This window comes from Streptomyces sp. 796.1 (assembly GCF_047525675.1).
Classification (GTDB): domain Bacteria; phylum Actinomycetota; class Actinomycetes; order Streptomycetales; family Streptomycetaceae; genus Streptomyces.
Window position 1 is genome coordinate 75,829 of record NZ_JBLIWA010000031.1, and the last position, 22,519, is coordinate 98,347.

The window sequence follows — 22,519 nt, forward strand, 5'->3', positions numbered from 1 at the left end:
TGGCGGGCTGTCCCGGTCGTGCCCGTGCCTGTCGCCGGCTCCCTGTCGCGGTCGCGCCGTGGTCGCGCGTGGCCGTGTCGTGGTCGGGTCGCGGCCCGCCGTGGCTACGCCGCCCAGCGCTCCGCGTACTCCGGGACCTCGATCATCGGCGGGCGCTCCTCGGTGTCCACCGGATGGGTGTGCGGCTCGAAGCCGCCGTCCGCGCCGCGCTGGAACTGGGTCAGTCGGGGACGCACCAAGTAGCCGCGAGCCAGCCGGAGTTGGGCCGTGCGGTAGATCGCCGCCGCCATCCGGCCGAGGGCCTGGCCGTCCTGGTGGCGGTGGCGGCGCACGCCCACGTCGACCTGGGCCAGCGCATCGAGCCCGACCGTGTGCAACGCGTCCACCAGCAGCCCGAGCTCCACGCCGTACCCGACCGGGAACGGCAGCCGCTCAAGGAGCGAGCGGCGCGCCGCGTACTCGCCGCCCAGCGGCTGGACGAACCCCGCGAGCTGTGGCCAGTGCAGGTTCAACAGCGGTCTGGCCACCAGCTCCGTCACCCGGCCGCCCTGCCCGGCGGAACCGGAACCGGAACCGGGCCCGGGCGCGTCGGCCGCGGCCGGCCCGCCCACGTCGCCGACCTGCCCCAGCGGCCGGTCGTACATCGCCTTCACGAACTGCACCTCGGGGTCGGTGAGCAGCGGTCCGACGATGCCGGAGACGAAGGTGGAGGAGAAGTCGCGCAGGTCGGCGTCGACGAAGCAGACGATGTCGCCGCGGGTGGCCAGCAGCGAGCGCCACAGCACCTCGCCCTTGCCGGGCACCGTCGGCAGCCGCGGCAGCAGGTCGTCCCGGTGCACCACCTGCGCCCCGGCCTCGCGCGCGACGGCCGCGGTGCGGTCCGTCGAGCCCGAGTCGACCACCACGAGCTCGTCCACCAGCGGCGCGTCGCGCATCAGGTCGCGGCGGATCGTGGCGACGATCGTGCCGACCGTCGCCTCCTCGTTCAGCGCCGGCAACACCACGCTGACCGTGGCCCCACCAGCCCTTTTCGCCGCCAGGAGCCGGTCGAGCTGACGGTCGGCAGCGGACCAGGACCGGCGGCTCAGCCAGCGCTCCACCTCTTCCAGCACCTGCGTGACTCCTTATGCGCGGCGAGCAGCGCTCGATGTTACGTTCATCTCGTGGTTCGGACGACTGTCCGTACTGTTCCAACCTTCGGTTACAGTCTTGAACAACGCGGATGACCGTCGCATGCCGGGGTCATCTCGCCCACAAACGCCTGGCTCCAAGGAGCCCAGTGCCATACCGCTCATCCAGAGGGGCAGAGGGATACGGCCCGTTGAAGCCCCGGCAACCCTCCAGCCGGAAACTCGTACCGCGAGGCTCCCGGTGGGGAAGGTGCCAATTCCGTCTCGTGGCGAAGTGCGCCGCGAGGAAGATGAGGAGAAAGGGCCTCGCCATCATGGCTGTGCAAGTCACCGCAACTCCCACCGCTCCCGCCACGTCGGACGCCTCCGCCCCAGTGGACCTCGGCCCCGCCGCCGCGCTGTCCTGTCGCGAGTGCGGCGAGCGCTTCGAGCTCGGCCCGATCTTCGCCTGCCAGCTCTGTTTCGGCCCCCTCGAAGTGGCGTACGACCTGCCGACCGGTGACCCGCAGGCGCTGCGGCAGCGCATCGAGGCCGGCCCGAACAGCATCTGGCGCTACGCCCCGCTGCTCCCGGTCCCCGCGAACGTCGCCGCCAAGCCCAACCTGAACCCGGGCCTGACCCCGCTGGTCAAGGCCGACCGGCTGGCCGACGCGCTCGGCGTCACCGGCGGCCTGTACGTCAAGGACGACTCGGGCAACCCCACCCACTCCTTCAAGGACCGGGTGGTGGCCATCGCCGTCGAGGCGGCCCGCGCCTTCGGCTTCACCACGCTCTCCTGCTCCTCCACCGGCAACCTGGCCGGCGCGGTCGGCGCCGCCGCCGCCCGCGCGGGCTTCCGCTCCTGCGTGTTCATCCCGCACGACCTGGAGGCCGGCAAGGTCGTCATGGCCGCGGTCTACGGTGGCGAGCTGGTCGGCATCGAGGGCACGTACGACGACGTCAACCGGTTCTGTAGCGAGCTGATCGGCGACCCGCTCGGCGAGGGCTGGGGCTTCGTCAACGTCAACCTGCGCCCGTACTACGGCGAGGGCTCCAAGACGCTCGCGTACGAGATCTGCGAGCAGCTCGGCTGGGAGATCCCGGACCAGATCGTCATCCCGATCGCCTCCGGCTCCCAGCTCACCAAGATCGACAAGGGGCTCAAGGAGCTGATCAAGCTCGGCCTGGTCGCGGACAAGCCGTACAAGATCTTCGGCGCCCAGGCCGAGGGCTGCTCGCCGGTCTCCCGCGCCTTCAAGGACGGGCACGACGTGGTGCGCCCGGTGAAGCCGAACACGATCGCCAAGTCGCTGGCGATCGGCAACCCGGCCGACGGCCCGTACGTCCTGGACATCACCCGGCGCACCGGGGGAGCGGTCGAGGACGTCAACGACCAGCAGGTGGTCGACGCGATCAAGCTGCTGGCGCGCACCGAGGGCATCTTCGCGGAGACCGCGGGCGGCGTGACCGTCGGCGTCACCCAGAAGCTCATCGAGACCGGGCAGCTCGACCCGGCGCTGACGACCGTCGTGCTCAACACCGGTGACGGCCTCAAGACGCTGGACGCCGTGGCGCCCACCACCGGTCCGACGGCGACGATCAAGCCGAACCTCGACGCGTTCCGCGCGGCCGGCCTGGCGGGCTGAGGCCCGCGCGCCGGTCCTGGCCGGCGCGCCCCGGCCGCCGGCCGGACGTCGGCCGTGGACTGGCGGGCCCGCGCCGGCCCGCCGCGACAGCACACTTCCCCGCATCTCCCACGAAGGTGACCCCATGAGCGTCAACGTCCGCATCCCGACCATCCTGCGCACCTACACCGGCGGCAAGGCCGAGGTCAGCGCCGAGGGCACGACCCTCAGCGAGGTGCTGGCCGACCTGGACAAGAACCACCAGGGCATCGCCGCCCGGGTGCTCGACGAGGACGGCAAGCTGCGCCGCTTCGTGAACGTGTACGTCAACGACGACGACGTGCGCTTCGCCGAGGGCCTCCAGACGGCGACCCCGGACGGCGCGGGCATCTCGATCATCCCGGCCGTCGCCGGCGGCTGATCGCCCGTCACCTGCCACGAACTGCCGGAATTGCCCCGTCCACAAGAAAGCGGACGGGGCAATTCCGTGCTCAGAACCGCGATAGAGTTGGTGTGGCTCTCTCCGTTTAGCCCCAGCTCCGCCCCGCACTCGCGGTTCCGCCCCACCCGCAACTCCCCGCTTCCCCCGCACCCTTCACGGGCCCGTGCGTTGAGCGCATATGAGAACCCGTCAAAATGTGCGTGAAATGTGGACATGATTTGCCGGGTTAGTGCCGCCATGTCCGGCCCGACTTGACCGGTATTCACCGGAGTTAACCCCGTATAGCCGATGACGCGCGCCCAGAATTCTCGTCCGATTGACCTGTTGCTCTGGGCATCTGGGCAGATACATTCAGCGGCGGTCGACGCGTTCCGGCGCACGCCCCCGGGGCTCCCTTGGCCGATGGCGAGGGGTTTCTCAGGGGTGAGGTCTGACCCGGGTCCGCGGAGTGCGGTCCTGCGCAAGGGCCAGCAATAGGGGAGTTTGGAATGGCTCAGGGCACCGTCAAGTGGTTCAACGCGGAGAAGGGGTACGGCTTCATCGCGGTCGACGGTGGTGCGGACGTGTTCGTCCACTACAGCGCGATCCAGATGGACGGCTACCGCACCCTTGAGGAAGGCCAGCGGGTCGAGTTCGAGATCTCGCAGGGTCAGAAAGGGCCGCAGGCGGACATGGTCCGCGTGGCCGGCTGAGCGCCGACCGACTGCGCGAAACAAGGGCCCGCACCCTCGGCAGGGGGGTGCGGGCCCTTCGCATGTCCGCAGCGGGTTCTGCGGGCCCGGAACCCCCGGGGCCACCCGCGGGCCCGGCGCCCCCAGCGGCCCTCTGGGCGGCGCGGTGGGGCGGCCAGACGGCGGGGCGGGGCGGTGATGCGGCCGTCAGACGTTCCCGCGCGTTGCGAATGCGTACGGCGAAGGCGGGCGGTGTGCGGTGGGCGGCGGATGCGTACGGGGCAGGTGGCGGGCGTACGGCACGGCCGGCGCCCCGCCCGCCGACACGGGGCCCCGCATCGCGGGGTAACCCGACTCGCACCGGAGGCGGGCCCGACCGCCGCCCCCCACTGACGCTCCTAGCGGAGCGACCTTGCGCCCGCCGCGTCCCCGGCCACCACCCCTCAACGACGCTCCTGACGGAGCGACCTTGCGCCCGCCGCGTCCCCGACCACCACCCCCCATCGACGCTCCTAGCGGAGCGGCCTTGCACTCTAAGGTGCCGAGTGCTAATCATTGGCGTTAGCACTCTGCTGTCGAGAGTGACAGAAGGATCGGGTCGGTGAGGCCCGCAGGCCAAGCGGGGCAAGGAACCGCGGGGCAGGCAGGCCGTCCGTCGCGGGCGCCACGCGGTCCGGAGTATTCACCCTCCCCCAGCCACTGGCCGGGGGCCCCCAGTCCTGGGAGGACCACTTCACATGGCCAAGATCATCGCGTTCGACGAGGAGGCACGGCGCGGTCTTGAGCGTGGGATGAACCAGCTCGCTGACGCCGTCCGGGTCACCCTCGGCCCCAAGGGCCGCAACGTCGTCCTTGAGAAGAAGTGGGGCGCCCCCACGATCACCAACGATGGTGTGTCCATCGCCAAGGAGATCGAGCTCGAAGACCCGTACGAGAAGATCGGCGCCGAGCTGGTCAAGGAGGTCGCGAAGAAGACGGACGACGTCGCCGGTGACGGCACGACGACCGCGACCGTCCTGGCCCAGGCGCTGGTGAAGGAGGGCCTGCGGAACGTCGCCGCGGGCGCCAACCCGATGGCCCTCAAGCGCGGCATCGAGCGCGCCGTCGAGGCCGTCTCCGCGCAGCTCCTTGAGCAGGCCAAGGACGTGGAGACCAAGGAGCAGATCGCCTCCACCGCCTCCATCTCCGCCGCCGACACCCAGATCGGCGAGCTCATCGCCGAGGCGATGGACAAGGTCGGCAAGGAAGGCGTCATCACCGTCGAGGAGTCGCAGACCTTCGGGCTTGAGCTGGAGCTCACCGAGGGCATGCGCTTCGACAAGGGCTACATCTCCGCGTACTTCGCGACGGACATGGAGCGTATGGAGGCGTCCCTGGACGACCCGTACATCCTGATCGTCAACTCCAAGATCTCCGCGGTGAAGGACCTGCTCCCGCTCCTGGAGAAGGTCATGCAGTCGGGCAAGCCGCTGCTGATCATCGCCGAGGACGTGGAGGGCGAGGCCCTCTCCACCCTGGTCGTCAACAAGATCCGGGGCACCTTCAAGTCCGTCGCCGTCAAGGCCCCGGGCTTCGGTGACCGCCGCAAGGCCATGCTCGGCGACATCGCCATCCTCACCGGTGGCACCGTCATCTCCGAGGAGGTCGGCCTCAAGCTGGAGAACGCCGGTCTCGACCTGCTGGGCCGCGCCCGCAAGGTCGTCATCACCAAGGACGAGACCACCATCGTCGACGGTGCTGGTGACAGCGAGCAGGTCCAGGGCCGCGTCAACCAGATCCGCGCCGAGATCGAGAACTCGGACAGCGACTACGACCGCGAGAAGCTCCAGGAGCGCCTGGCGAAGCTGGCCGGCGGCGTGGCCGTCATCAAGGCCGGTGCCGCCACCGAGGTCGAGCTCAAGGAGCGCAAGCACCGCATCGAGGACGCCGTTCGCAACGCGAAGGCGGCCGTCGAAGAGGGCATCGTCGCCGGCGGTGGCGTGGCCCTGCTCCAGGCCTCCGCGGTCTTCGAGAAGCTGGAGCTCGAAGGCGACGAGGCCACCGGTGCGCAGGCCGTGCGCCTGGCCCTGGAGGCCCCGCTCAAGCAGATCGCCGTCAACGCCGGCCTTGAGGGTGGCGTCGTCGTGGAGAAGGTGCGCAACCTGACCCCCGGCCACGGTCTGAACGCCGCGACCGGCGACTACGTCGACCTGGTTGCCGAGGGCATCATCGACCCGGCCAAGGTGACGCGCTCCGCGCTCCAGAACGCCGCGTCGATCGCCGCGCTGTTCCTCACCACCGAGGCCGTCATCGCCGACAAGCCGGAGAAGGCCGCTGCTGCGGGCGCCCCGGGCGGCATGCCGGGCGGTGACATGGACTTCTGATCCCCAGCGGATCAGCTTGTTCCGTACGAACGAGGGCGGCACCCACTGCGGGTGCCGCCCTCGGGCGTTCTCGGGGACGGCCCGGCGGCCGGGGCCGGGGCCCGTTCCCCGCGCCGCTCAGGTCGTACGGGCCGTGTCCAGGGCCGCGCGGAGGTGGCCGTTCGCATCCGTCAGCAGCCGGTCCGCGGTCGGCGCGTCCACGTCGGCGAGCAGCGTGAGGATGGCGGGCTTCACCTCGCCGCCGGTGGCCGCGAGCGCCGCCTCGGTCGCCTCGTCCGACGCGCCGGTGGCCAACTGCACGATGCGCCGGGAGCGGGCCCGCAGCTTGTCGTTGGAGGCCCGCACGTCCACCATCAGGTTCCCGTACGTCTTGCCCAGCCGGATCATCGTGAGCGTCGAGATCATGTTGAGCACCAGCTTCTGCGCCGTGCCCGCCTTCAACCGGGTGGAGCCGGTGAGCAGTTCCGGGCCGACCACCACTTCGATGCCGTGCTCGGCCGCGCCGGCCAGTGCCGAGCCCGCGTTGCAGGCCAGCCCGACGGTCAGCGCGCCGTGCGCCCTCGCGTACTCGACGGCCCCGACCGCGTACGGCGTGCGACCCGACGCCGAGACGCCGACGACGCTGTCGCGCTCGGTCAGGCGCAGCGCGGCCAGGTCGGCGGCGGCCAGCTCCTTGCTGTCCTCGGCGTCCTCGGCCGAGGTGACCAGGGCCGGCGTGCCGCCCGCGATCAGCCCGATGACCTGCTCGGGCGCGGTGTTGAAGGTCGGCGGGCACTCGCTGGCGTCGAGCACGCCGAGGCGGCCCGCGGTGCCGGCGCCCGCGTAGATCAGCCGGCCGCCGCCGGCCATCCGGTCGGCCACCGCGTCGATCGCCGCCGCCACCTGGGGCAACTGTGCGGCGACCGCGGTGGGTACGGCGCTGTCTTCGGCGTTCATCAGCCGGGCGATGGCGAGCGTGTCGAGCCGGTCGATCTCGGCTAGTTCCGGGCGGTACGCCTCGGTCGTCAGGGTGTCGAGCTGGGCCCGGAGCGGCCCGGGCCGGACACCGTCGGCGCTGGTGTTCATGGCGGCGATGGCTCTTTCTCGGTACGGGAGGAGACGGAGCGGGAGCTGAGCGAGGGGAGTGAGGGGAACGAGGCGGAGGGGCGAGGGAGGGGTGGGGCGGGTGAGGGATATGAGGGGTGAGTGAGGGGGAGGGGAAGGCGGTCGGGTGGGTGTCGCCCCGGCCGACCGGGGGTCGGGTCAGCGGCTGGTACGGGGGGTGCGGCGGTGCGCCAGTGCCTCGTAGGAGTCCGAGAGCGCGGGCGCAGCGGTGGCGTAGGTGCGCTGCGCGACGCCGATGAACAGGCAGTCCACGACCAGGAGTTGACTGGTCCGGCTGGACATGGCGGCCGGCCGCAACTCGCTCTCCCGGGCGGAGGACGTGGTGAGCACCAGGTCCGCGTACTGTGCGACCTCGGCGGCCGGGTTGCCGGTGATCGCGACCGTCGTGGCGCCGTGCGCGAAGGCGGTGTGCAGCGGTTCGATGACGTCGGCGGTGCGCCCGGAGTGCGTGATGGCGATGGCCACGTCGCCCGGCCGCAGCTGCACGGCGCCGGTCACCGCGAGGTGCAGATCGGTGTGCGCGTGCGCGATGAGCCCGATCCGCAGCAGCTTCTGCACCAGGTCCTGGCCGACCAGGCCCGAGGCGGCGATCCCGTACACGTCGATGCGGCGGGCCGAGACCAGCGCCGCCACGGCCGCGTCCAACTGGCTGGTGTCGAGCGCTGCGGCGGTGTCCGCCAGGCACTGCTGCTCTTCCTGGGCGAGCTTGGCGACCACGGTGGCGATCGGGTCGTCCACCGCGATGTCGGCGGTGACGGCCGGCGCCCGGCCCGCGGCCTGCTGGGCGGCGAGCGCGGCGAGGGCGAGCCGCAGATCGCGGTAGCCCGGATAGCCGAGCAGCCGGGCGGTGCGCACCACGGTGGCCTCGCTGGTGCCGGTGCGCTCCGCGAGGCCGGTGACGGTGAGCGCGGCACAACCCGCCGGGTCGGCGGCGACCGTCTCGGCGACCCGCTGCATCGAACGGGTCATGGACGGCCCGACGGCCCGCAACGTGGCCATCAGGGCAGCCGGGGCCGGAGGGGCGGCGCCCTGGACGCCGATGAAAGTTTCCTTCAGCTTGCTGCTCACCTTTGAAAGGTATTTTCGGTCATGGCGGGCGTCAAGAGTGACGGAGCCTGACAATGGAGCCATGGAGCTCGAACAGACACTGCACAGGGCGCGGGCGCTCGTACTGGCTGACCTGTCGGCGGGAGACGTGGCGCGGGCGGACGTGGTCTCGCTCGTCGAGGACGCGGTGACGCACCGGCGGTGGTGGGTCGAGCAGTGGCCGGACGGGGCGCAGTTCGTGGCCGGCCTGGTGGCGCAGGACGTCCAGGACGCGCTGCTTGAGCGGTACGGGCGGTGGCCGCTGTGCCCGGTCTGCGTGGGCGGCGGCGACCCGCACGCCCTGGAGGTCGAGCCGGAGCTCGGCCCCGACCCGCGTTGGGTGTGCACCAAGACCACCGTCGAGGTGGCCAGGCTGGGCGCGCTTGAGGCCGTGATCTCGGGCGGCCGGGGCTCCAGATCCGGCGGCAAGGGCGACCACTGATGGCCGTGTACATCGACCCGCCCATCTGGCCGGGCCACGGCCGCATGTGGTCGCACCTGGTCAGTGACGTGTCGTACGAGGAGTTGCACGCCTTCGCGGAGCGGATCGGTGCCCCGCGCCGCGGCTTCGACCGGGACCACTACGACGTGCCGTCCACCAGCTATGCGACCGCCGTCGACCTGGGCGCGGTCGAGGTGACCAGCAAGGAACTGGTCCGCCTGCTCTCCGCCGCCGGCCTGCGCCGCCCCCGCCGGGGCCCGGACGGCACGGCCGTACTCCGCGACGACAGCCTGGGCGACCCGGGTTCGGCGGGCGGGGCGCTGCCGTAGCGGGCGTTGCGGCGGGCGGCAGTCGGCGGGCGGCGGTCGGTGGGACGTGGCGGCGGCGAGCGGTGGTGGGGCGCCGTGGCGGGCCGGCGGGCCGTATGCCCGTACGGCCCCGCCCGCGGTGCGACGGTCGCCCCGGCGCCGGCCCTCAGCCGGTCGCGCAGCCCGCCTTCGGCGCGGCCTCAGTGTCGGCCGCGGGGACGGCGCCGGCTGCGGCTGCGGCCTCCGGCGCTGGGCCGGCGGCATCCGAACCGGAGTCGTCCGAGCTGGCGACGATGCGGCTGACCTGGGCGGTCGGGGCCGCTGGCGCGGTCTGCCGGTGGATGCGGACGGCCACCACCGTGGTGCCGACCGCGAGGGCGGCCAGCGCGGCGCCGGTCCAGGCGACCGCCGGGTAGCCCCAGCCGGCGCCGATGACGAGGCCGCCGAGCCAGGGGCCGAGCGTGTTGCCGATGTTGAACGCGGAGGTCGTGGTCGCGCCGGCCAGTGTGGGCGCCGCGCCGGCGACGTTGAACATCCGGGCGTTGAGCGCGGGCGCGGTGGCGAAGGACGTGACGCCGAGCAGCAGCGACAGCGTCACGGCGGCGACCGGCCACTGGGCGGTGAGCGCCAGCAGCGCGAGCACCACGGTGGACGCGGTGATGCCGCCGGAGATGGTGCCGAACAGGTGGGCGTCGGCGATCCGCCCGCCGACGGCGGTGCCGATCAGCGCGCCGACGCCGAACAGCCCGAGCACCGTCGGCACCCAGCTCTCGGCCATCCCCGAGGTCTCGGTGAGCAGCGGCCCGAGGTAGGAGAAGAGCGCGAAGACGGCGCCGCCGTTGAGCGCCGTCGTGACCAGGGCGAGCCACACCTGGCGGTCGCGGTAGATGAGCAGTTCGCGGCGGAGCGAGGGGGCGTCGGCCCCGGTGGCCGGCGCGGTGCGCGGCACCAGCGCGATCACGCCGACGAGCCCGACCGCGGAGAGCGCGGCGACCGCCCAGAACGCGGCCCGCCAACCTGCGTGCTGGCCGAGGAAGGCGCCGGCCGGGACGCCGGCGATGTTGGCGATGCTCAACCCACCGACCATGACGGCCATCGCCCTGGCCCGCGCGGTCACCGGCACCAGCGACACGGCGACCGATGCGCCCACCGCCCAGAACCCGGCGCAGGCCAGCGCGCTGATCACGCGGGAGGCGAAGAGGAGTCCGTACGAGGGCGCGACGGCGCCGGCTATCTGTCCGAGGCCGAAGACGGTCAGCAGCGCGATCAGGGTCGTACGGCGCGGCAGCCGCAGCGTCGCGGCGGCCAGCACCGGCGCGCCGACCACCATGCCGACCGCGAACGCGGAGACGAGCAGGCCGGCCTGGGGGATGGAGACGCCCATGTCCCGGGCGAGCGGCTGGAGCAGCCCGGAGAGCATGAACTCGGAGGTGCCGAGGGCGAAGACGGAGAGCCCGAGCACGTACACCGCGATCGGCATCCGGTTGCTGGCGGGCGGCTCGACGAGGGCGGCGGCGGGGGGCGCGGGGGCGGGTTCCGCGGCGCGTTCACTGGGGACGGGCATGACCACCATAAACAGCCACCCACCACCCACCATTCCCGCCACCGCCCCTGGCGACCTGCGGTTACCTGGTCGCCTGCGGCTGGCCATGCGGGAGTCGTCTGGTACGGGGGCGTTTCGTACGGGAAGTCGGCGCGTACGGGAGCCGGCGCGCATGGGGGTTGGTGCGTACGGGAGCCGGTGCGTGCGGAAGACGCCTCGCGCGGGCAGTCGTCTCGTACGGACGGGGGTCGTCCGGTGGGCGGGGGCGGCCGGCGGCGGGCAGGCGCCCCCACCCGGGCGCGCGGGTGCGGTCAGGTGCGGCCAGACGCGGAACGCGCGGCCGGGCAGGGGATGTGCGGCTCGGTGGGTGGCCGCTTCACCCGCCGAGGAGCTCCAGTTCGGTGGCGAGGTTGTGGCGGGCCGGGCGCTCCCAGCGGTCGTGGCCGGTCGGCGTGGTGAACAGCCGCTCCAGCGCGAGGAGTTGGCGCAGCACGTCGGCCCGGCCGGCGCGGAACGCGGCCTCGGGGACGAACGCGTACTCCTCGCGCACGGCCGCCGCGTAGGCCGCGTACGCCGCGGGGGCGCCGGCCAGCACCGCCAGGTCGGCGTCGCACAGCACCTGCCCGTTGCGGTCGCCCGCGCCCGGGGCGTGCCCGGTGGTGAGCCGGACCAGCCGGGCCACCTCGGCGGTGGTGGCCGCCGGCACGCCCGCCTCGGTCAGGGCGCGCTCGGCCAGCCGGGCGCTGCGCTCCTCGTTGGTCGAGCGGTCCGGGAGGTAGACGGCGTCGTGGAACCAGGCGGCGAGCCGCACCGCGTCCGGGTCGTCCGCGTGTCCCGCCAGCGTGTCGACGTGGTCGAGCACGGCCAGCAGGTGCTCGGTGGTGTGGTAGCGGCGCTGCGGCTCGGCCCAGCGGGCCAGCAGGTTCGCGCCGTACGGGAGCGGGTCGGGCCCCGGCGCGGCGCCGCGGGCCCGGACGAGCGTGTGGGACCAGCGGGCGAGCAGGGCGTCGGTGGCGGGATGTGGCCCTTCCCCGGCCGGGTCCGCGGCATCCGCTGCCGATGCGGCGGGCGGGTCCGCCGCCGGTGGGAGCGGCGTGTGCGCGGCGGACGCCGGCCTGGGGTGCGGGCCGGACGGCTGGTCGGGGTGGGCACTGGGGATTGGCATAGGCCAATTGTGGGGCGCGTCTTCCGGTTGCGGCCCGGGGTGTGGCAGGCTGTGTTACATGTCTAGACCAATTCTTGAGGTGATCGCGCTCGACGTGGCCGACGCGATCGCGGCCCAGGCCGGAGGGGCGGACCGCCTCGAACTGGTCACCGACATGGCGGCCGACGGCCTCACCCCCACGCTCGACGGCTTCACCGCGATCCGGTCCGCCGTCGACATTCCGCTACGCGTCATGCTGCGCGCCACGGACGGCTTCGCGGCCGGCACCGCCGAGCAGGTGGCCGCGCTGTGCGCGAGCGCCCGCGAACTGCGCGCGGCCGGCGCCGACCAGTTCGTCTTCGGCTTCCTGAACGACGCGGGCCAGCCCGACCTGGCGACCGTGCGCGCCCTGGCCGAAGCGGTCGAGGGCGCCCCGTGGACCTTCCACCGCGCCATCGACCGGGCCGCCGACCGCGACCTGGCCCGCAAGCGCCTGCTGGACCTGCCCGGCCTGGACACGTACCTGACCGCGGGCGCGGCCGACGGCGTCACCGCCGGCCTCCCCGTACTGGTGGCCGAAGCGGCCCGCGGCGCGGCGGCCGAACCCGGCTACGAGCCGACCATCCTGGTAGGCGGCGGCCTCCACCTGGACCACCTCCCCGAGCTCCGCGCCGCAGGCATCAACGCCTTCCACATCGGCGGCGCGGCCCGCCCCCAGGGCTGGTCCGGCCCGGTGGAGGCGGAGGCGGTCGCGGGGTGGCGGGCGGCGTTGGATGCGTCGGTGAGGGTGGGCTGAGGGGGAGGGCGCCGTTGGCGTCACCCTGGACGCCGGCACTCGACCTGGGCGTGAGCCTGTACGGGCGCTGCTCGTTGTGCGAGTGCTGTCCGTCGTACGAGCACTATCCGTTGTACGGGCCCCGGCCTTGGCGGCAACGCCTTGGGCCCGGGGCCCGCCGGTCCGCTCTCGGCGACTCGTCAGCTATTGCCGCGGGCCGATGCTCCCGTACTCCTGGACTCGTCGGCGAGAAATCTAACGAGAATGTCTGCCGCCTCGGCGCGGGTCAGGTAGACGATCTCATCGATGAGGCCAGCGCTGCCGGCGCGGGCTCACTCGACGAGAAAAGCGATGTCTCCCCTTCGAAGCGCACAAGATTGCCCAGTTTCTGAACTCCTTCTCTGTTCACGATCTCCAACCTGGGAGTGGTGACGCTTTCTGGACCAGGCTGTCTCTCATAGCACTGACACCTGCATGAGGGCCGCCTTGTCTCGCGTCGCCGTGATACGGATTCCTGCGCGTCAGGGTGTCGATTCATCACCCGTGCAGATGTCAAGGGCCGCAACACGACACTGGTCCGAGTTCATGCGTTCCTAGGCGTTCCTATAAGGCCGCATATTGGCGCGCGATGTCCGAAGGAGGGGTCAGGTGCCACCGCCCGACGAGTCGTCTTTCACCTCCAGGGTGAACTGCTCGCCCGCGGTCACAGACAAGGACGTGTGTCCATCGAATGAAATGTGGGCCCCAGTCAATTCGGAGTACCGGTTGCGCAGGGGCAGCACATCGCGGATGCTTCCGAGTTTCGCGGTCGAGTTAATGATGTCCGAGAAAGCCCAGCATTGAGGTGGGTGGCACCAGGTCGGTAGGCTTGGCCAGCTACCCTGGTCAATTCGCAGCGACCAGTCCGTACCCGCGTACAGGACGATGGATTTCGAATCGGTGAGGATCATCTCCACGGCCTCAAGTGTCGCGTCTTCGGGTTCATTCTCCGGGGTGTAGTAGATGCCGAGTAGCCTCTTCACCTCTTTTCCGCGAAGACTTTCGATGTGCACTTTATTCCTCTTTCTCGTAAAGGGTGGTCGCGCCGGTGAGCCATTGGTTGGGGCGATCTTGGGGGAACATCGTAACGAATTCACCAGTAGGTTTTGTGATGACGAGATCTTTCCCTTGTCGGTAGAAGAAATAGTCTTCTCCGCCGCCGCCTTGCGGATTATAAGGCCCTCGCCGTATCTCGTCTGGTTCGTTGCGCACGTTGGCCAGGTGGGTGCGGAACCATGTTCGCGCGCTGGCATCGCTCGGGTCGAGGCCATAATCTTGCGCGTGTCTCCCCCATTTTTTGCCAAATTGTTTCTCATTGATCGTAAGGCTTGGCGTTTCTGGCGTGCACGCCAAGCCGAGCACGTCGCTCCACGTCAGACAATTAACGACATACCCCTGCGCATTCCACCCCGCCGCCAACCCCAGCGGATCAGGGCTCGCGTACCGACCGGTCTCCGGGTCGTAGTGGCGGAAGTAGTTGTAGTGCAGGCCCGTTTCCGGGTCGGCGTACTGGCCCGGGAAGCGGAGGGGGCAGTCGAGGCTCTGAGGGTTGGGCGGGGTTGGTAGGGGAGTGCCCCACAGGGTGGTGCGTGGGGTCCAGGCCAGGGTGCCGGTCGGGGTGACCAGTTCTTGTGGGGTGCCGATCGGGTCGGTGACGATGGCGTGGAAGCGGGTGTCGGCCTGGGTGAGGACTCGGCTGGGTGAGTCGGGTTGGGCCGGCGCGTGATCGGTTTGGGTGAGTGGACGGTGGGTGGGGGGCGTAATCCCAGGTGAGGCGTTGGCCGTTGAGGAGGCGGCGGGTACGCGGGCCCCCTCCTGTGTCGGCTCCGCAAGACGTCTAAAGGTCGTACCAATGCTCCATCAGGTCGCCTACGGCCCGGCCCAATACGTCTGTGCGCTGGGCGTCCGAGCCGCTGTCGGAGATGGCCTGGCGCAATCCCTCAAGCCGCGCTAGTACACCCGGGTCACCTTCCTCCATTGCCTCGATCCACGGTGGTGAGAGGAGGGAGAGGTAGTCGCCCAACAGCGCACGCGTACGTGGTGTGGTCTCGGCCGTGACGGCCGGTTCCCAGTCGTGGACGAGGTGCCGCGCCGGGTCCTCCAGCATCCAGCCGGCCAACCTTTCGTCTCCCCACAGCAGTGAAAGACCCGGCGCAACGGCGAGCCGTACCCGCCGCTGCGGGCGAGCGGGGCGCCCCGGGTAGAGGCACACGAGCACAGTCACCGCATCGTCCCACCATCGGCTCTCCGCACGGTTCAGATCGAAATTCGTACCCGGCGTGATCGCGAGCCCTCCCGGCCGCGCCGGCACCGACAGCCATGCCGCACTGTCCTGGGCATCCGCCGGCGGTTCTTCCGGCACGGCGAGCAAGAGGCTCGTCAACAGCCCACTTCGCGCGTCGAACCGCATCTCGTCACCGTCGAACCACGGCCAGTCGCAACTCCCGGACGTCGCACGCGCGTGCTTCTCGCGCTCCTGGGCGTTGCCATACGGGCCCGCGGCTACGTACCCGCCGCTCAACGAGTACCGGGGGAGGTGGCCCATTCCGGGGCCCGCGCCGGAATCCGCCCCGATGTCCGTGCCGGTCTCGGATAAGTAGGTGGTCACCGCTTCGGCGATTGCGTAGCGCACGGGGGTCCTTACGGTGAGGCACGCGTTCCAGCCCCAGCGGGTCAGGGCTCGCGTACCGATCGGTCGTAGCAGTAGCCGAATGACGGCACGTCGGAATGTGCCGGATGCCGATCAGGGCCGTGGCGAGTGGACGTTCACCCGACGGGCCCCCAACGCCCGTACTCCATCGGGGAGTAGCCCCGCCAGCGCCCGCGGAGCCACCCCCTGCACCACCACCGCCCCGCACCGCCCTAACTCCCCTCCCAACCCCCCGCCCTCCCCGCGAGTTCCGCCGGTAGGGGCTGGGCGTGGACGATGGTCAGGCCCGAGACGGCTCGGGTGAGGGCGACGTAGAGGCGGCGCAGGCCCGTGCGGTGGGCGGGGATCTGTGGGGGGTGCTCGGTCGTGGTCGGGGTGGTCGCGGTGGTGGTCCCGTGCGCGGTCTCGTCGGCGGATGTCGTGGGCGGCTGGACCGTGGGGCCGGTCAGCAGTGGTTCGCCCGCCACCACCGCGGCCGGTTCGTCCAGGACCACGTAGTCGTACTCAAGGCCCTTGGCCAGCGAGGCCGGGACCAGGGTCAGGCGCGATGCGGCGGTGGTCTCGTCGCCGGGGGCGAGGTGGCTGAGGCCGGCCGCGGTCAGGGCGGTGGCCAGGGCGGGGATGCGGGCGTCCGCGGCGATCAGGCCGATGGAGCCCTCCTGGGTGAGCGCGTCCCGGCAGGCCGCCACCACCTCCGCGTCCAGGGCCGCGGACCCGCTGTCCGAGTCCCCACCACCCGTACCCTCCTCGGCCCCGGCACCCTCCTCCGCAGCCCCGGCCACACGCACCCGCCGGAACTCCAACGAGCCCGGCGACTCCCGGACCGACGTCGCTTCCGCCAGGTCGGGGGCGATGGAGGGGAGTAGCCGGGAGGCGTACGCGATGACCTCGCGCGGTACGCGGAAGCCGCGGGTCAGCTCCTCCACCCGCGCCTCCGGCTTGCCCAGGTGGTGCAGGGCCTCGGCCCAACTTCCGGTCGCCCACGGCGTGGTGCCCTGCGCGATGTCGCCGAGGATGGTCGCCGAGCCGGTCGTGCAGCGCCGGCCCACCGCCCGGTACTGCATCGGCGACAGGTCCTGCGCCTCGTCCAGGACCACGTGCCCGAGCGAGGGGGTGCGTTCGATCAGGTCGGCCGCCTCGTCGATGAGCACCGCGTCCGCCGCCGACCACTTGGCCGACTTCGGGCCGCGCGCCGGCTTCTCCCACAGCAGGGTGCGCTGTTCGGCCTCGCTGAGGATGCCTTCCGCGTGCTCGGCGAGCGCCTCGGCGTCCGACAGCAGCCGCAGCACCAGCTTCACCGGGTCGACCGGCGGCCAGATCTCCTTGACCGCCGCCTTGACCGCCGCGTTGCGGGCCACCGCGTCCTGCACCCGGTCGTCCGGCGCCTCCCCGGCCTGTTCCATCCGCACCAGCACCGCGTGCGCGATGCGCTGCGGCAGCGCCGCCCTGGCCGCCCCGTACCTGATGTCACGGGCCAGCAACTCCCTGACGATCTCCTCCACTTCGTACGCCGGCACCCGCCAGCGCCGCGAGCCGCGCACCACGACCACCGGCTCCTGCGGCATCCGCACCCCCGAGCGCAGCGCGCGCCGCAGCACCTCGGCCATCCGCGCGTCGCCCTTGATCCGGGCCCGGTCCGCACCGTCGGTGCCGCGCACCTCCACGTGGGCCACCAGGCCCGCCACCGTCGCCTGCTTGACCTGGAGTTCGCCCAGCGCGGGCAGCACCTGCTCGATGTAGCTGAGGAAGGACTCGTTGGGGCCGATGACCAGGGTGCCGGTGCGGGCCAGCCGCTCGCGGTGCGCGTACAGCAGGTACGCCACCCGGTGCAGGCCCACCGCGGTCTTCCCGGTGCCGGGCGCGCCCTGGACGCACACCGTGCCGCCGATGCCGGCGCGCACGATCTCGTCCTGTTCCGGCTGGATCGTCGCCACGATGTCGCGCATCGGGCCGACGCGCGGGCGTTCGATCTCCGTCTGGAGGAGCCGGCTGGTCTGCTCGCCGCCGTCCGCGCCGGGGCCGCTCAGCGGCTCGTCCTCGTACGCGGTCAACTCGCCGCCGGTGTAGCCGAACCGGCGCCGCAGTACGACGTCCATCGGCTGCTTCGGGGACGCCTGGTAGAAGGGTTGCGAGATGGGCGCGCGCCAGTCGATGACCATGGGTTCGCCGCCCGCGTCGTGGACGTGTCGGCGGCCGATGTAGAACTGGTCGCCGACCTCGTCCGCGGTGCTGCCGGCGGCCGGCTGGTCCGGGGGCGGTCCCGCCGCGGCCGGGGTGGCGGCGGGCGCCTCGGTGGTGTGGTGGGCGTGCCCGTAGGTGAGGCGGCCGAAGAACAGCGGAGTGTCGGAGAGGTCGGCGAGCGCCTTGATCCGGTCGTCGATGGTGCGCCGCAGGGACTCCGCGCTCACCCAGTTGCCTGCCGTGTCGCTGGTGTCCAGCGACTCCACGTCCACCCGCATGGCGCGCAACGCGGCCCGGGACGCGGCCAGGTGCGCCCGCTCCCGACCGAGCGGCCCGCCGTCGTCTGCGCCGTCGGCGCCGTCGGCGCTGGCTGCGTCGTTGGGACCGCCAGCGCCGCGGGGGCCGTCCACCGCCGGGGCGGGTGGGGCGGGTACATCGGCGGTGGGGCGGTGGGCTGCGGACGGTTCCTTGGCGTGCGAGGGCACGGTGTTGCCTCCGGCGGTGGAGCGGGGTGGACGGAGCGGGGTGGACGAACCGCCCGACGGCGCGCGTGGGCGCACGTCGGTGGTCGACACCTACGCGCGGCTGTGAGCGGTTGACCGACCGGTTTCCGTCCGGTCGGCAGCGCTCCCTTGCGGAGAGGGAGGCGGGAAGCCCCGGTCGCCCCGGGGAAGAGCGAGAGTTTAACCACGGGGGCGGCTGGGCGCGAGCGAATATCCCCTCGCGGGGACGGGCCGCGGGACGTCGGGGGCGCGGGCGGGGTGCGTGGACCGTACGGGGGGCGGGTGGCCGGCGGCGCGGGTGGGAGCCGACGGGGCCGGTACGGGCGCGATGCGCAGGGGTTCAGGCGCGATGCCCGGGCGGTACGGGACGGCGCCGCGCGGGGGTGTGGGGTGACGTGGGGGCGTCGCGCTGCGTGACCGCCGGTGGGCCCGGAGTGGGCCCGGGTGCGGGGCCGGTCCGGCGGCGACGGGGACGGGATGGTTCCGCCTCGGGGTAGAGATCAGGGTTGGCTCAGGGGCGGCTCCTCCCGGGGGTAGGGGGTCTCAGGGTCGCGCTCCGCCTCCCGTAGGGGACGCCATGGGCCTGGGGGCGGAGGGGCGCCGACCGTCATTTACGCCGCGCGGCCGATGCCCGGGCCGGGTGCGGGGACGACGATGGAACACATGACCACCGCGACCGTCACCGCCAGCCCGACCGCCCTCACGACCAGCAGCTTCGGCACCTCCCCCGGGTCCGCAGCGCAGCCGGCCGCACACTGCGCGACCGCCTCCACGCCGCGCGCCCGCCGCCCGCTCGGGACCGCGTTCCGTGCCGTGAAGGTCTTCGCCTCCACCGCCTTCAGCGTCGCCGTGCTCGGTGACTACGAGGACGCGGGCGTCCGCCGCAGGTAGCAGCGCCCGAGCCGCGCCAACGGCGCGCGGCCCCTTCCGTCCGGCCCCGTGACCCAGCCCGTCAGGCCGTGACCCAGCCCGCCAGGACCGCCCCGCCACCGCCCCATCCGCCCGAACCCGCCACTGTGGGTGACGCCCCACACACCCGAGACCGTCCCGCCCGCACGCCCGCGACCCGCCCGCACCTGCTCCGGCCCGTACGCCCCGGCCTCATGCGACCCCATCCCGTACGGCCCGATCCCCGTACGCTCCGATCCCTCGCACGACCCGCGCCCCCAGGCGTCGTCAGACGTCCCCGAGCATTCCCAGGCATCCCCAGGCGCGTGTCCCCGGGGCAGTGCCCTCAGACGTCCTCGTCCGCGAGGAGGTCGCTCGCGTCGACGATCCGGTAGGCGTAGCCCTGCTCGGCCAGGAAGCGTTGGCGGTGGGCGGCGAAGTCCTGGTCGATGGTGTCGCGGGCGACGACCGAGTAGAACCTGGCCTCGTGCCCGTCCGCCTTGGGGCGCAGTACCCGGCCGAGTCGCTGGGCCTCCTCCTGGCGGGAGCCGAAGGTGCCGGAGACCTGGATGGCCACGGTCGCCTCGGGCAGGTCGATGGAGAAGTTGGCGACCTTGGAGACGACGAGCACGGAGAGCTCGCCGGCGCGGAAGGCGTCGAAGAGGCGTTCCCGCTGGGCGTTGGTCGTCTCGCCCTTGATGACCGGGGCGCCGAGGTGCTCGCCGAGTTCGTCGAGCTGGTCGATGTACTGCCCGATGACCAGCGTCTGCTCGCCCTGATGGCGCTTGACCAGCGCCTCGGTGACGCGCCGCTTGGAGTCGGTGGTGGCGCAGTAGCGGTACTTCTCCTCGGCCTCGGCGGTCGCGTACGTCAGCCGTTCGCTGTCGGTCAGGTTGACCCGCACCTCGACGCAGTCGGCCGGCGCGATGTACCCCTGCGCCTCGATCTCCTTCCACGGCGCGTCGAACCGCTTCGGGCCGATCAGCGAGAACACGTCCGACTCACGGCCGTCCTCCCGTACGAGCGTGGCCGTCAGGCCGAGCCGGCGCCGGGCCTGGAGGTCGGCGGTGAACTTGAAGACCGGCGCGGGCAGCAGGTGCACCTCGTCGTAGACGATCAGGCCCCAGTCCCGCGAGTCGAACAGCTCCAGGTGCGGGTAGACGCCCTTCCGCCGGGTCGTCAGCACCTGGTAGGTGGCGATGGTGACCGGCCGGATCTCCTTCTTCGTACCGCTGTACTCGCCGATCTCCTCCTCGGTCAGCGAGGTGCGCTTGACCAGCTCGTGCTTCCACTGCCGGGCCGAGACGGTGTTGGTGACCAGGATCAGCGTGGTCGCCTTGGCCTGGGCCATCGCGCCCGCGCCCACCAGCGTCTTGCCCGCGCCGCACGGCAGCACGACCACGCCGGAGCCGCCGTGCCAGAACCCCTCGACGGCCTGCTGCTGGTACGGGCGCAGCGCCCAGCCCTGCTCGTCCAGGTCGATCCGGTGCGCCTCGCCGTCCACGTACCCGGCCAGGTCCTCGGCCGGCCAGCCCAGCTTGAGCAGGGTCTGCTTGATCTGCCCGCGCTCGGAGGGGTGCACGGCCACGGTGTCCGCGTCGATCCGCGCACCGACCAGGGGCTGCACCTTCTTCGACCGCAACACCTCTTCGAGCACTGGCCGGTCGCTGCTCTCCAGGACGAGCCCGTGCGTGGGGTGCTTGAGCAGTCGCAGCCGCCCGTACCGGGCCATCGTCTCGGCGACGTCGACCAGCAGGGCGTGCGGGACCGGGTACCGGGAGTACTCGACGAGCGCGTCCACGACCTGCTCGGCGTCGTGCCCGGCCGCCCGGGCGTTCCACAGCCCGAGCGGCGTCACCCGGTAGGTGTGCATGTGCTCCGGCGCCCGCTCCAACTCAGCGAACGGCGCGATGGCCCGCCGACAGGCGTCCGCCTGGTCGTGGTCCACCTCCAGGAGGAGTGTCTTGTCGCTCTGGACGATGAGGGGTCCGTTCACGTGGGTGAGTCCTTCCGGCAGAGTGACCCGCCCGGTTATGGACGGCCAAACCTCCAGTTTGCCGCATGTGGCGGAGGCGGAGGCGAGGAACTGCTACGGGACCTTGGAGAGGTGGCACGGCCGCTGTGCCCACGTCAGAGTGAATGGTCTAGTGATTGCGTCTAGAGGCTTGTATCGTCGGATTCTGCTCCAGAGAGCTGTTCAGCGACATCTGTAAATGCTTGAGGGGGTTACCGTGCTACTCCGGTTCCAGGTGACCAACCACGCCTCTCTTCGTGATGAGCAGGAACTGTCCTTGGTCGCCTCCGACAGCCACCCGGGCCGGGCGGAGCGGGAGCTCGCAAGCGGCGGCCACCGAGTCGTACCCGTGGCCGCGATCTACGGGACGAATGCATCCGGCAAGTCGAACGTGATCGACGCGATCGGCTGGATGCGCCAAGCGGTCCTCTCCTCCTTCCGGAACTGGGATCCGGCCGGCGGCGTCCCGCGCCGCCCCTTCTCGCTCCGTCGGGACGCGGCGTCCTGGCCGACGTCGTTCACCGTGGACTTCGCGTTGAACGGAGTGCGCCACGAATTCGGGTTCTCCGTTGACGACGACAAGGTCACGGAGGAGTGGCTCTATTACTACCCGGAGCGCAGGGCCAGTCGGCTGTACGAGCGCAAGGCGGATGCCACGGTGGTGTTCGGCCGCTCTCTGACGGGCCGAAAGAAGATTATTTCTGAATTGCTCCGCCCGAACAGTCTCTATCTGTCCGTCGCGGCAGCGCAGGGGCATTCGCAGCTCGGTGCGGTGTACCGGTGGTTTCAGTCCGGCCTGCGTCTTGCCACCGACGGGAACTTCAGTCACCGTCTGGCCCACACGGTCGAGCTTCTGCGCGGGGATCTTGAGCAGGGCCAACCGGCGCCCGTATTGAGGCTGCTCCACTTCGCGGATCTGGGGGTTTCCGGGTTGAAGGTCGAGGACCCGGACGAGGCGGTGATGGACGAATACCGACGGCTTATGCAGGTGATGAAGGAAGCACTGGGGGAGCGGGTGCGGGTCCAGGCGAACGACCTTCATTCCGTGCAGGTGGAGCATCGCACCTCTGAGGGGATCTTCCCGCTGGACCTCGCGGAGGAGTCCAGTGGCACGCGTACGTGGATCGGACTCTTGGGGCCCGTGCTCGCCACGCTCGACCAGGGCTCGGTGCTCTGCGTGGACGAACTCGATGCTCGGCTGCACCCGTACTTGGTCGATGCCGTCGTCGGGATGTTCCAGTCGCCCGAGCTCAACCGCAAGGGCGCGCAGTTGGTCTTCAGCACCCATGAGGCTTCCCTGTTGGGGAGGAACGTGCGATCGGAGCTCTACCGGGACCAGGTGTGGTTCACGGAGAAGGACCTCGACACCTTGGCGACCCGGCTCTTCCCGCTGACGGAGTTCCACGTGCGCGATGCCGAGGAGAACCGGGAGAAGAGGTATCTCACCGGACGCTACGGGGCGGTCCCGTATTTGGATGACGATGTGTTGCGTGAGATTTCCGAGGCAGTCGGAGGTGCGTAGGTGGGGCATCGCACGAAGCCGTTGCGGCGAGCCGGCAGTTCGCGTTCGGAGCAGCGCAGGTTCCTGATCTACTGCGAGGGCGAACGTACTGAGGACCAGTATTTCAAGGG

At 71.5% G+C, this 22,519-nt stretch carries 19 protein-coding genes, 1 pseudogene and 1 riboswitch; of the genes and pseudogenes, 9 read left to right on the top strand and 11 right to left on the bottom strand.

The features are described 5' to 3' along the window. Positions 1-104: 104 nt before the first annotated feature. Positions 105-1,112, bottom strand: coding sequence for a glucosyl-3-phosphoglycerate synthase (locus tag ACMA1D_RS21195; protein ID WP_414725585.1), 1,008 nt, complete (start codon positions 1,110-1,112; stop codon positions 105-107). Between the two features lie 176 nt (positions 1,113-1,288). Continuing rightward, a riboswitch (SAM riboswitch) is annotated at positions 1,289-1,427 on the top strand. A 17-nt stretch (positions 1,428-1,444) separates the two neighbouring features. Here ACMA1D_RS21195 and thrC point away from each other — a divergent pair. From thrC to groL, 4 genes are all read left to right on the top strand, one after another. Further along, complete coding sequence (thrC, locus tag ACMA1D_RS21200; protein ID WP_414725586.1) at positions 1,445-2,755, top strand: threonine synthase; 1,311 nt, start codon at positions 1,445-1,447, stop codon at positions 2,753-2,755. A 124-nt stretch (positions 2,756-2,879) separates the two neighbouring features. Continuing rightward, entirely contained in the window at positions 2,880-3,155 is a 276-nt protein-coding gene (locus ACMA1D_RS21205) for a MoaD/ThiS family protein (RefSeq protein ID WP_349992711.1), read from the top strand. 509 nt (positions 3,156-3,664) lie between these two features. Further along, on the top strand, positions 3,665-3,868 hold the full coding sequence (locus tag ACMA1D_RS21210) for a cold-shock protein (RefSeq protein WP_003986833.1): 204 nt from the start codon (positions 3,665-3,667) through the stop codon (positions 3,866-3,868). 716 nt (positions 3,869-4,584) lie between these two features. Further along, positions 4,585-6,210 carry a chaperonin GroEL gene (groL, locus tag ACMA1D_RS21215; protein WP_414725587.1) on the top strand — a complete coding sequence of 542 codons (1,626 nt, stop codon included), beginning with the start codon at positions 4,585-4,587 and terminating at the stop codon, positions 6,208-6,210. A gap of 117 nt (positions 6,211-6,327) precedes the next feature. Here the strand turns inward: groL and murQ are convergent, their stop codons facing one another. Both murQ and ACMA1D_RS21225 read right to left on the bottom strand, forming a co-directional pair. Next, positions 6,328-7,275 (bottom strand): N-acetylmuramic acid 6-phosphate etherase, encoded by a 948-nt coding sequence (gene murQ / locus ACMA1D_RS21220; RefSeq protein ID WP_414725588.1) that lies wholly within the window; start codon positions 7,273-7,275, stop codon positions 6,328-6,330. Between the two features lie 177 nt (positions 7,276-7,452). Then, on the bottom strand, positions 7,453-8,313 hold the full coding sequence (locus ACMA1D_RS21225; protein WP_414725621.1) for a MurR/RpiR family transcriptional regulator: 861 nt from the start codon (positions 8,311-8,313) through the stop codon (positions 7,453-7,455). Between the two features lie 130 nt (positions 8,314-8,443). On the opposite strand from ACMA1D_RS21225, the gene ACMA1D_RS21230 reads away from it, so the two are divergent. Together ACMA1D_RS21230 and ACMA1D_RS21235 are read left to right on the top strand one after the other, a co-directional pair. Further along, complete coding sequence (locus ACMA1D_RS21230) at positions 8,444-8,842, top strand: hypothetical protein (RefSeq protein ID WP_349992706.1); 399 nt, start codon at positions 8,444-8,446, stop codon at positions 8,840-8,842. Further along, entirely contained in the window at positions 8,842-9,171 is a 330-nt protein-coding gene (locus ACMA1D_RS21235; RefSeq protein ID WP_414725589.1) for a DUF4031 domain-containing protein, read from the top strand. The genes ACMA1D_RS21230 and ACMA1D_RS21235 overlap by 1 nt, the downstream gene beginning before the upstream one ends. 145 nt (positions 9,172-9,316) lie before the next feature. On the opposite strand, the gene ACMA1D_RS21240 is transcribed toward ACMA1D_RS21235, so the two are convergent. Both ACMA1D_RS21240 and ACMA1D_RS21245 read right to left on the bottom strand, forming a co-directional pair. Then, the gene (locus tag ACMA1D_RS21240) at positions 9,317-10,630 is read right to left on the bottom strand and encodes a Cmx/CmrA family chloramphenicol efflux MFS transporter (protein ID WP_414725622.1); all 1,314 of its coding nucleotides are present in this window, start codon (positions 10,628-10,630) and stop codon (positions 9,317-9,319) included. A 439-nt stretch (positions 10,631-11,069) separates the two neighbouring features. Further along, positions 11,070-11,858, bottom strand: a complete 789-nt coding sequence (locus ACMA1D_RS21245; RefSeq protein ID WP_414725590.1) for a hypothetical protein — start codon at positions 11,856-11,858, stop codon at positions 11,070-11,072. A gap of 58 nt (positions 11,859-11,916) precedes the next feature. Here ACMA1D_RS21245 and ACMA1D_RS21250 point away from each other — a divergent pair, with 58 nt between their 5' ends. Further along, a complete protein-coding gene (locus tag ACMA1D_RS21250; protein WP_414725591.1) occupies positions 11,917-12,633 on the top strand; it encodes a copper homeostasis protein CutC in 717 nt (238 codons plus the stop codon). Between the two features lie 623 nt (positions 12,634-13,256). On the opposite strand, the gene ACMA1D_RS21255 is transcribed toward ACMA1D_RS21250, so the two are convergent. From ACMA1D_RS21255 to ACMA1D_RS21275, 5 genes and pseudogenes are all read right to left on the bottom strand, one after another. Next, positions 13,257-13,664 carry a hypothetical protein gene (locus ACMA1D_RS21255; RefSeq protein WP_414725592.1) on the bottom strand — a complete coding sequence of 136 codons (408 nt, stop codon included), beginning with the start codon at positions 13,662-13,664 and terminating at the stop codon, positions 13,257-13,259. 1 nt (position 13,665) lies between these two features. After that, positions 13,666-14,013: a hypothetical protein gene (locus ACMA1D_RS21260; protein ID WP_414725593.1), complete on the bottom strand. Its 348-nt coding sequence runs from the start codon at positions 14,011-14,013 to the stop codon at positions 13,666-13,668. 48 nt (positions 14,014-14,061) lie between these two features. After that, a pseudogene (locus ACMA1D_RS21265) lies at positions 14,062-14,505 on the bottom strand (RHS repeat-associated core domain-containing protein); the annotation flags it as partial. After that, positions 14,489-15,283 (bottom strand): hypothetical protein, encoded by a 795-nt coding sequence (locus ACMA1D_RS21270; protein WP_414725594.1) that lies wholly within the window; start codon positions 15,281-15,283, stop codon positions 14,489-14,491. The pseudogene ACMA1D_RS21265 and the gene ACMA1D_RS21270, both read right to left, overlap by 17 nt. 230 nt (positions 15,284-15,513) lie before the next feature. Beyond that, the gene (locus ACMA1D_RS21275; RefSeq protein ID WP_414725595.1) at positions 15,514-17,967 is read right to left on the bottom strand and encodes a HelD family protein; all 2,454 of its coding nucleotides are present in this window, start codon (positions 17,965-17,967) and stop codon (positions 15,514-15,516) included. A 681-nt stretch (positions 17,968-18,648) separates the two neighbouring features. Here ACMA1D_RS21275 and ACMA1D_RS21280 point away from each other — a divergent pair. Then, positions 18,649-18,876: a hypothetical protein gene (locus ACMA1D_RS21280; RefSeq protein WP_414725596.1), complete on the top strand. Its 228-nt coding sequence runs from the start codon at positions 18,649-18,651 to the stop codon at positions 18,874-18,876. Positions 18,877-19,219: 343 nt separating this feature from the next. Here the strand turns inward: ACMA1D_RS21280 and ACMA1D_RS21285 are convergent, their stop codons facing one another. After that, positions 19,220-20,869: a DNA repair helicase XPB gene (locus ACMA1D_RS21285; protein WP_414725597.1), complete on the bottom strand. Its 1,650-nt coding sequence runs from the start codon at positions 20,867-20,869 to the stop codon at positions 19,220-19,222. Positions 20,870-21,122: 253 nt separating this feature from the next. Between ACMA1D_RS21285 and ACMA1D_RS21290 the strand changes: the two genes are divergently transcribed. Continuing rightward, positions 21,123-22,409 (top strand): AAA family ATPase, encoded by a 1,287-nt coding sequence (locus tag ACMA1D_RS21290; protein ID WP_414725598.1) that lies wholly within the window; start codon positions 21,123-21,125, stop codon positions 22,407-22,409. Positions 22,410-22,519: the final 110 nt, after the last annotated feature.

What these genes read in the sequence shown, in the direction of transcription:
- thrC (WP_414725586.1), top strand. Translation starts at nt 1,445, where the DNA reads ATGGCTGTGCAAGTCACCGCAACTCCCACCGCTCCCGCCACGTCGGAC.
- ACMA1D_RS21205 (WP_349992711.1), top strand. Translation starts at nt 2,880, where the DNA reads ATGAGCGTCAACGTCCGCATCCCGACCATCCTGCGCACCTACACCGGC.
- ACMA1D_RS21210 (WP_003986833.1), top strand. Translation starts at nt 3,665, where the DNA reads ATGGCTCAGGGCACCGTCAAGTGGTTCAACGCGGAGAAGGGGTACGGC.
- groL (WP_414725587.1), top strand. Translation starts at nt 4,585, where the DNA reads ATGGCCAAGATCATCGCGTTCGACGAGGAGGCACGGCGCGGTCTTGAG.
- murQ (WP_414725588.1), bottom strand. Translation starts at nt 7,275, where the DNA reads ATGAACACCAGCGCCGACGGTGTCCGGCCCGGGCCGCTCCGGGCCCAG.
- ACMA1D_RS21225 (WP_414725621.1), bottom strand. Translation starts at nt 8,313, where the DNA reads ATGGCCACGTTGCGGGCCGTCGGGCCGTCCATGACCCGTTCGATGCAG.
- ACMA1D_RS21230 (WP_349992706.1), top strand. Translation starts at nt 8,444, where the DNA reads ATGGAGCTCGAACAGACACTGCACAGGGCGCGGGCGCTCGTACTGGCT.
- ACMA1D_RS21235 (WP_414725589.1), top strand. Translation starts at nt 8,842, where the DNA reads ATGGCCGTGTACATCGACCCGCCCATCTGGCCGGGCCACGGCCGCATG.
- ACMA1D_RS21240 (WP_414725622.1), bottom strand. Translation starts at nt 10,630, where the DNA reads ATGCCGATCGCGGTGTACGTGCTCGGGCTCTCCGTCTTCGCCCTCGGC.
- ACMA1D_RS21245 (WP_414725590.1), bottom strand. Translation starts at nt 11,858, where the DNA reads ATGCCAATCCCCAGTGCCCACCCCGACCAGCCGTCCGGCCCGCACCCC.
- ACMA1D_RS21250 (WP_414725591.1), top strand. Translation starts at nt 11,917, where the DNA reads ATGTCTAGACCAATTCTTGAGGTGATCGCGCTCGACGTGGCCGACGCG.
- ACMA1D_RS21280 (WP_414725596.1), top strand. Translation starts at nt 18,649, where the DNA reads ATGACCACCGCGACCGTCACCGCCAGCCCGACCGCCCTCACGACCAGC.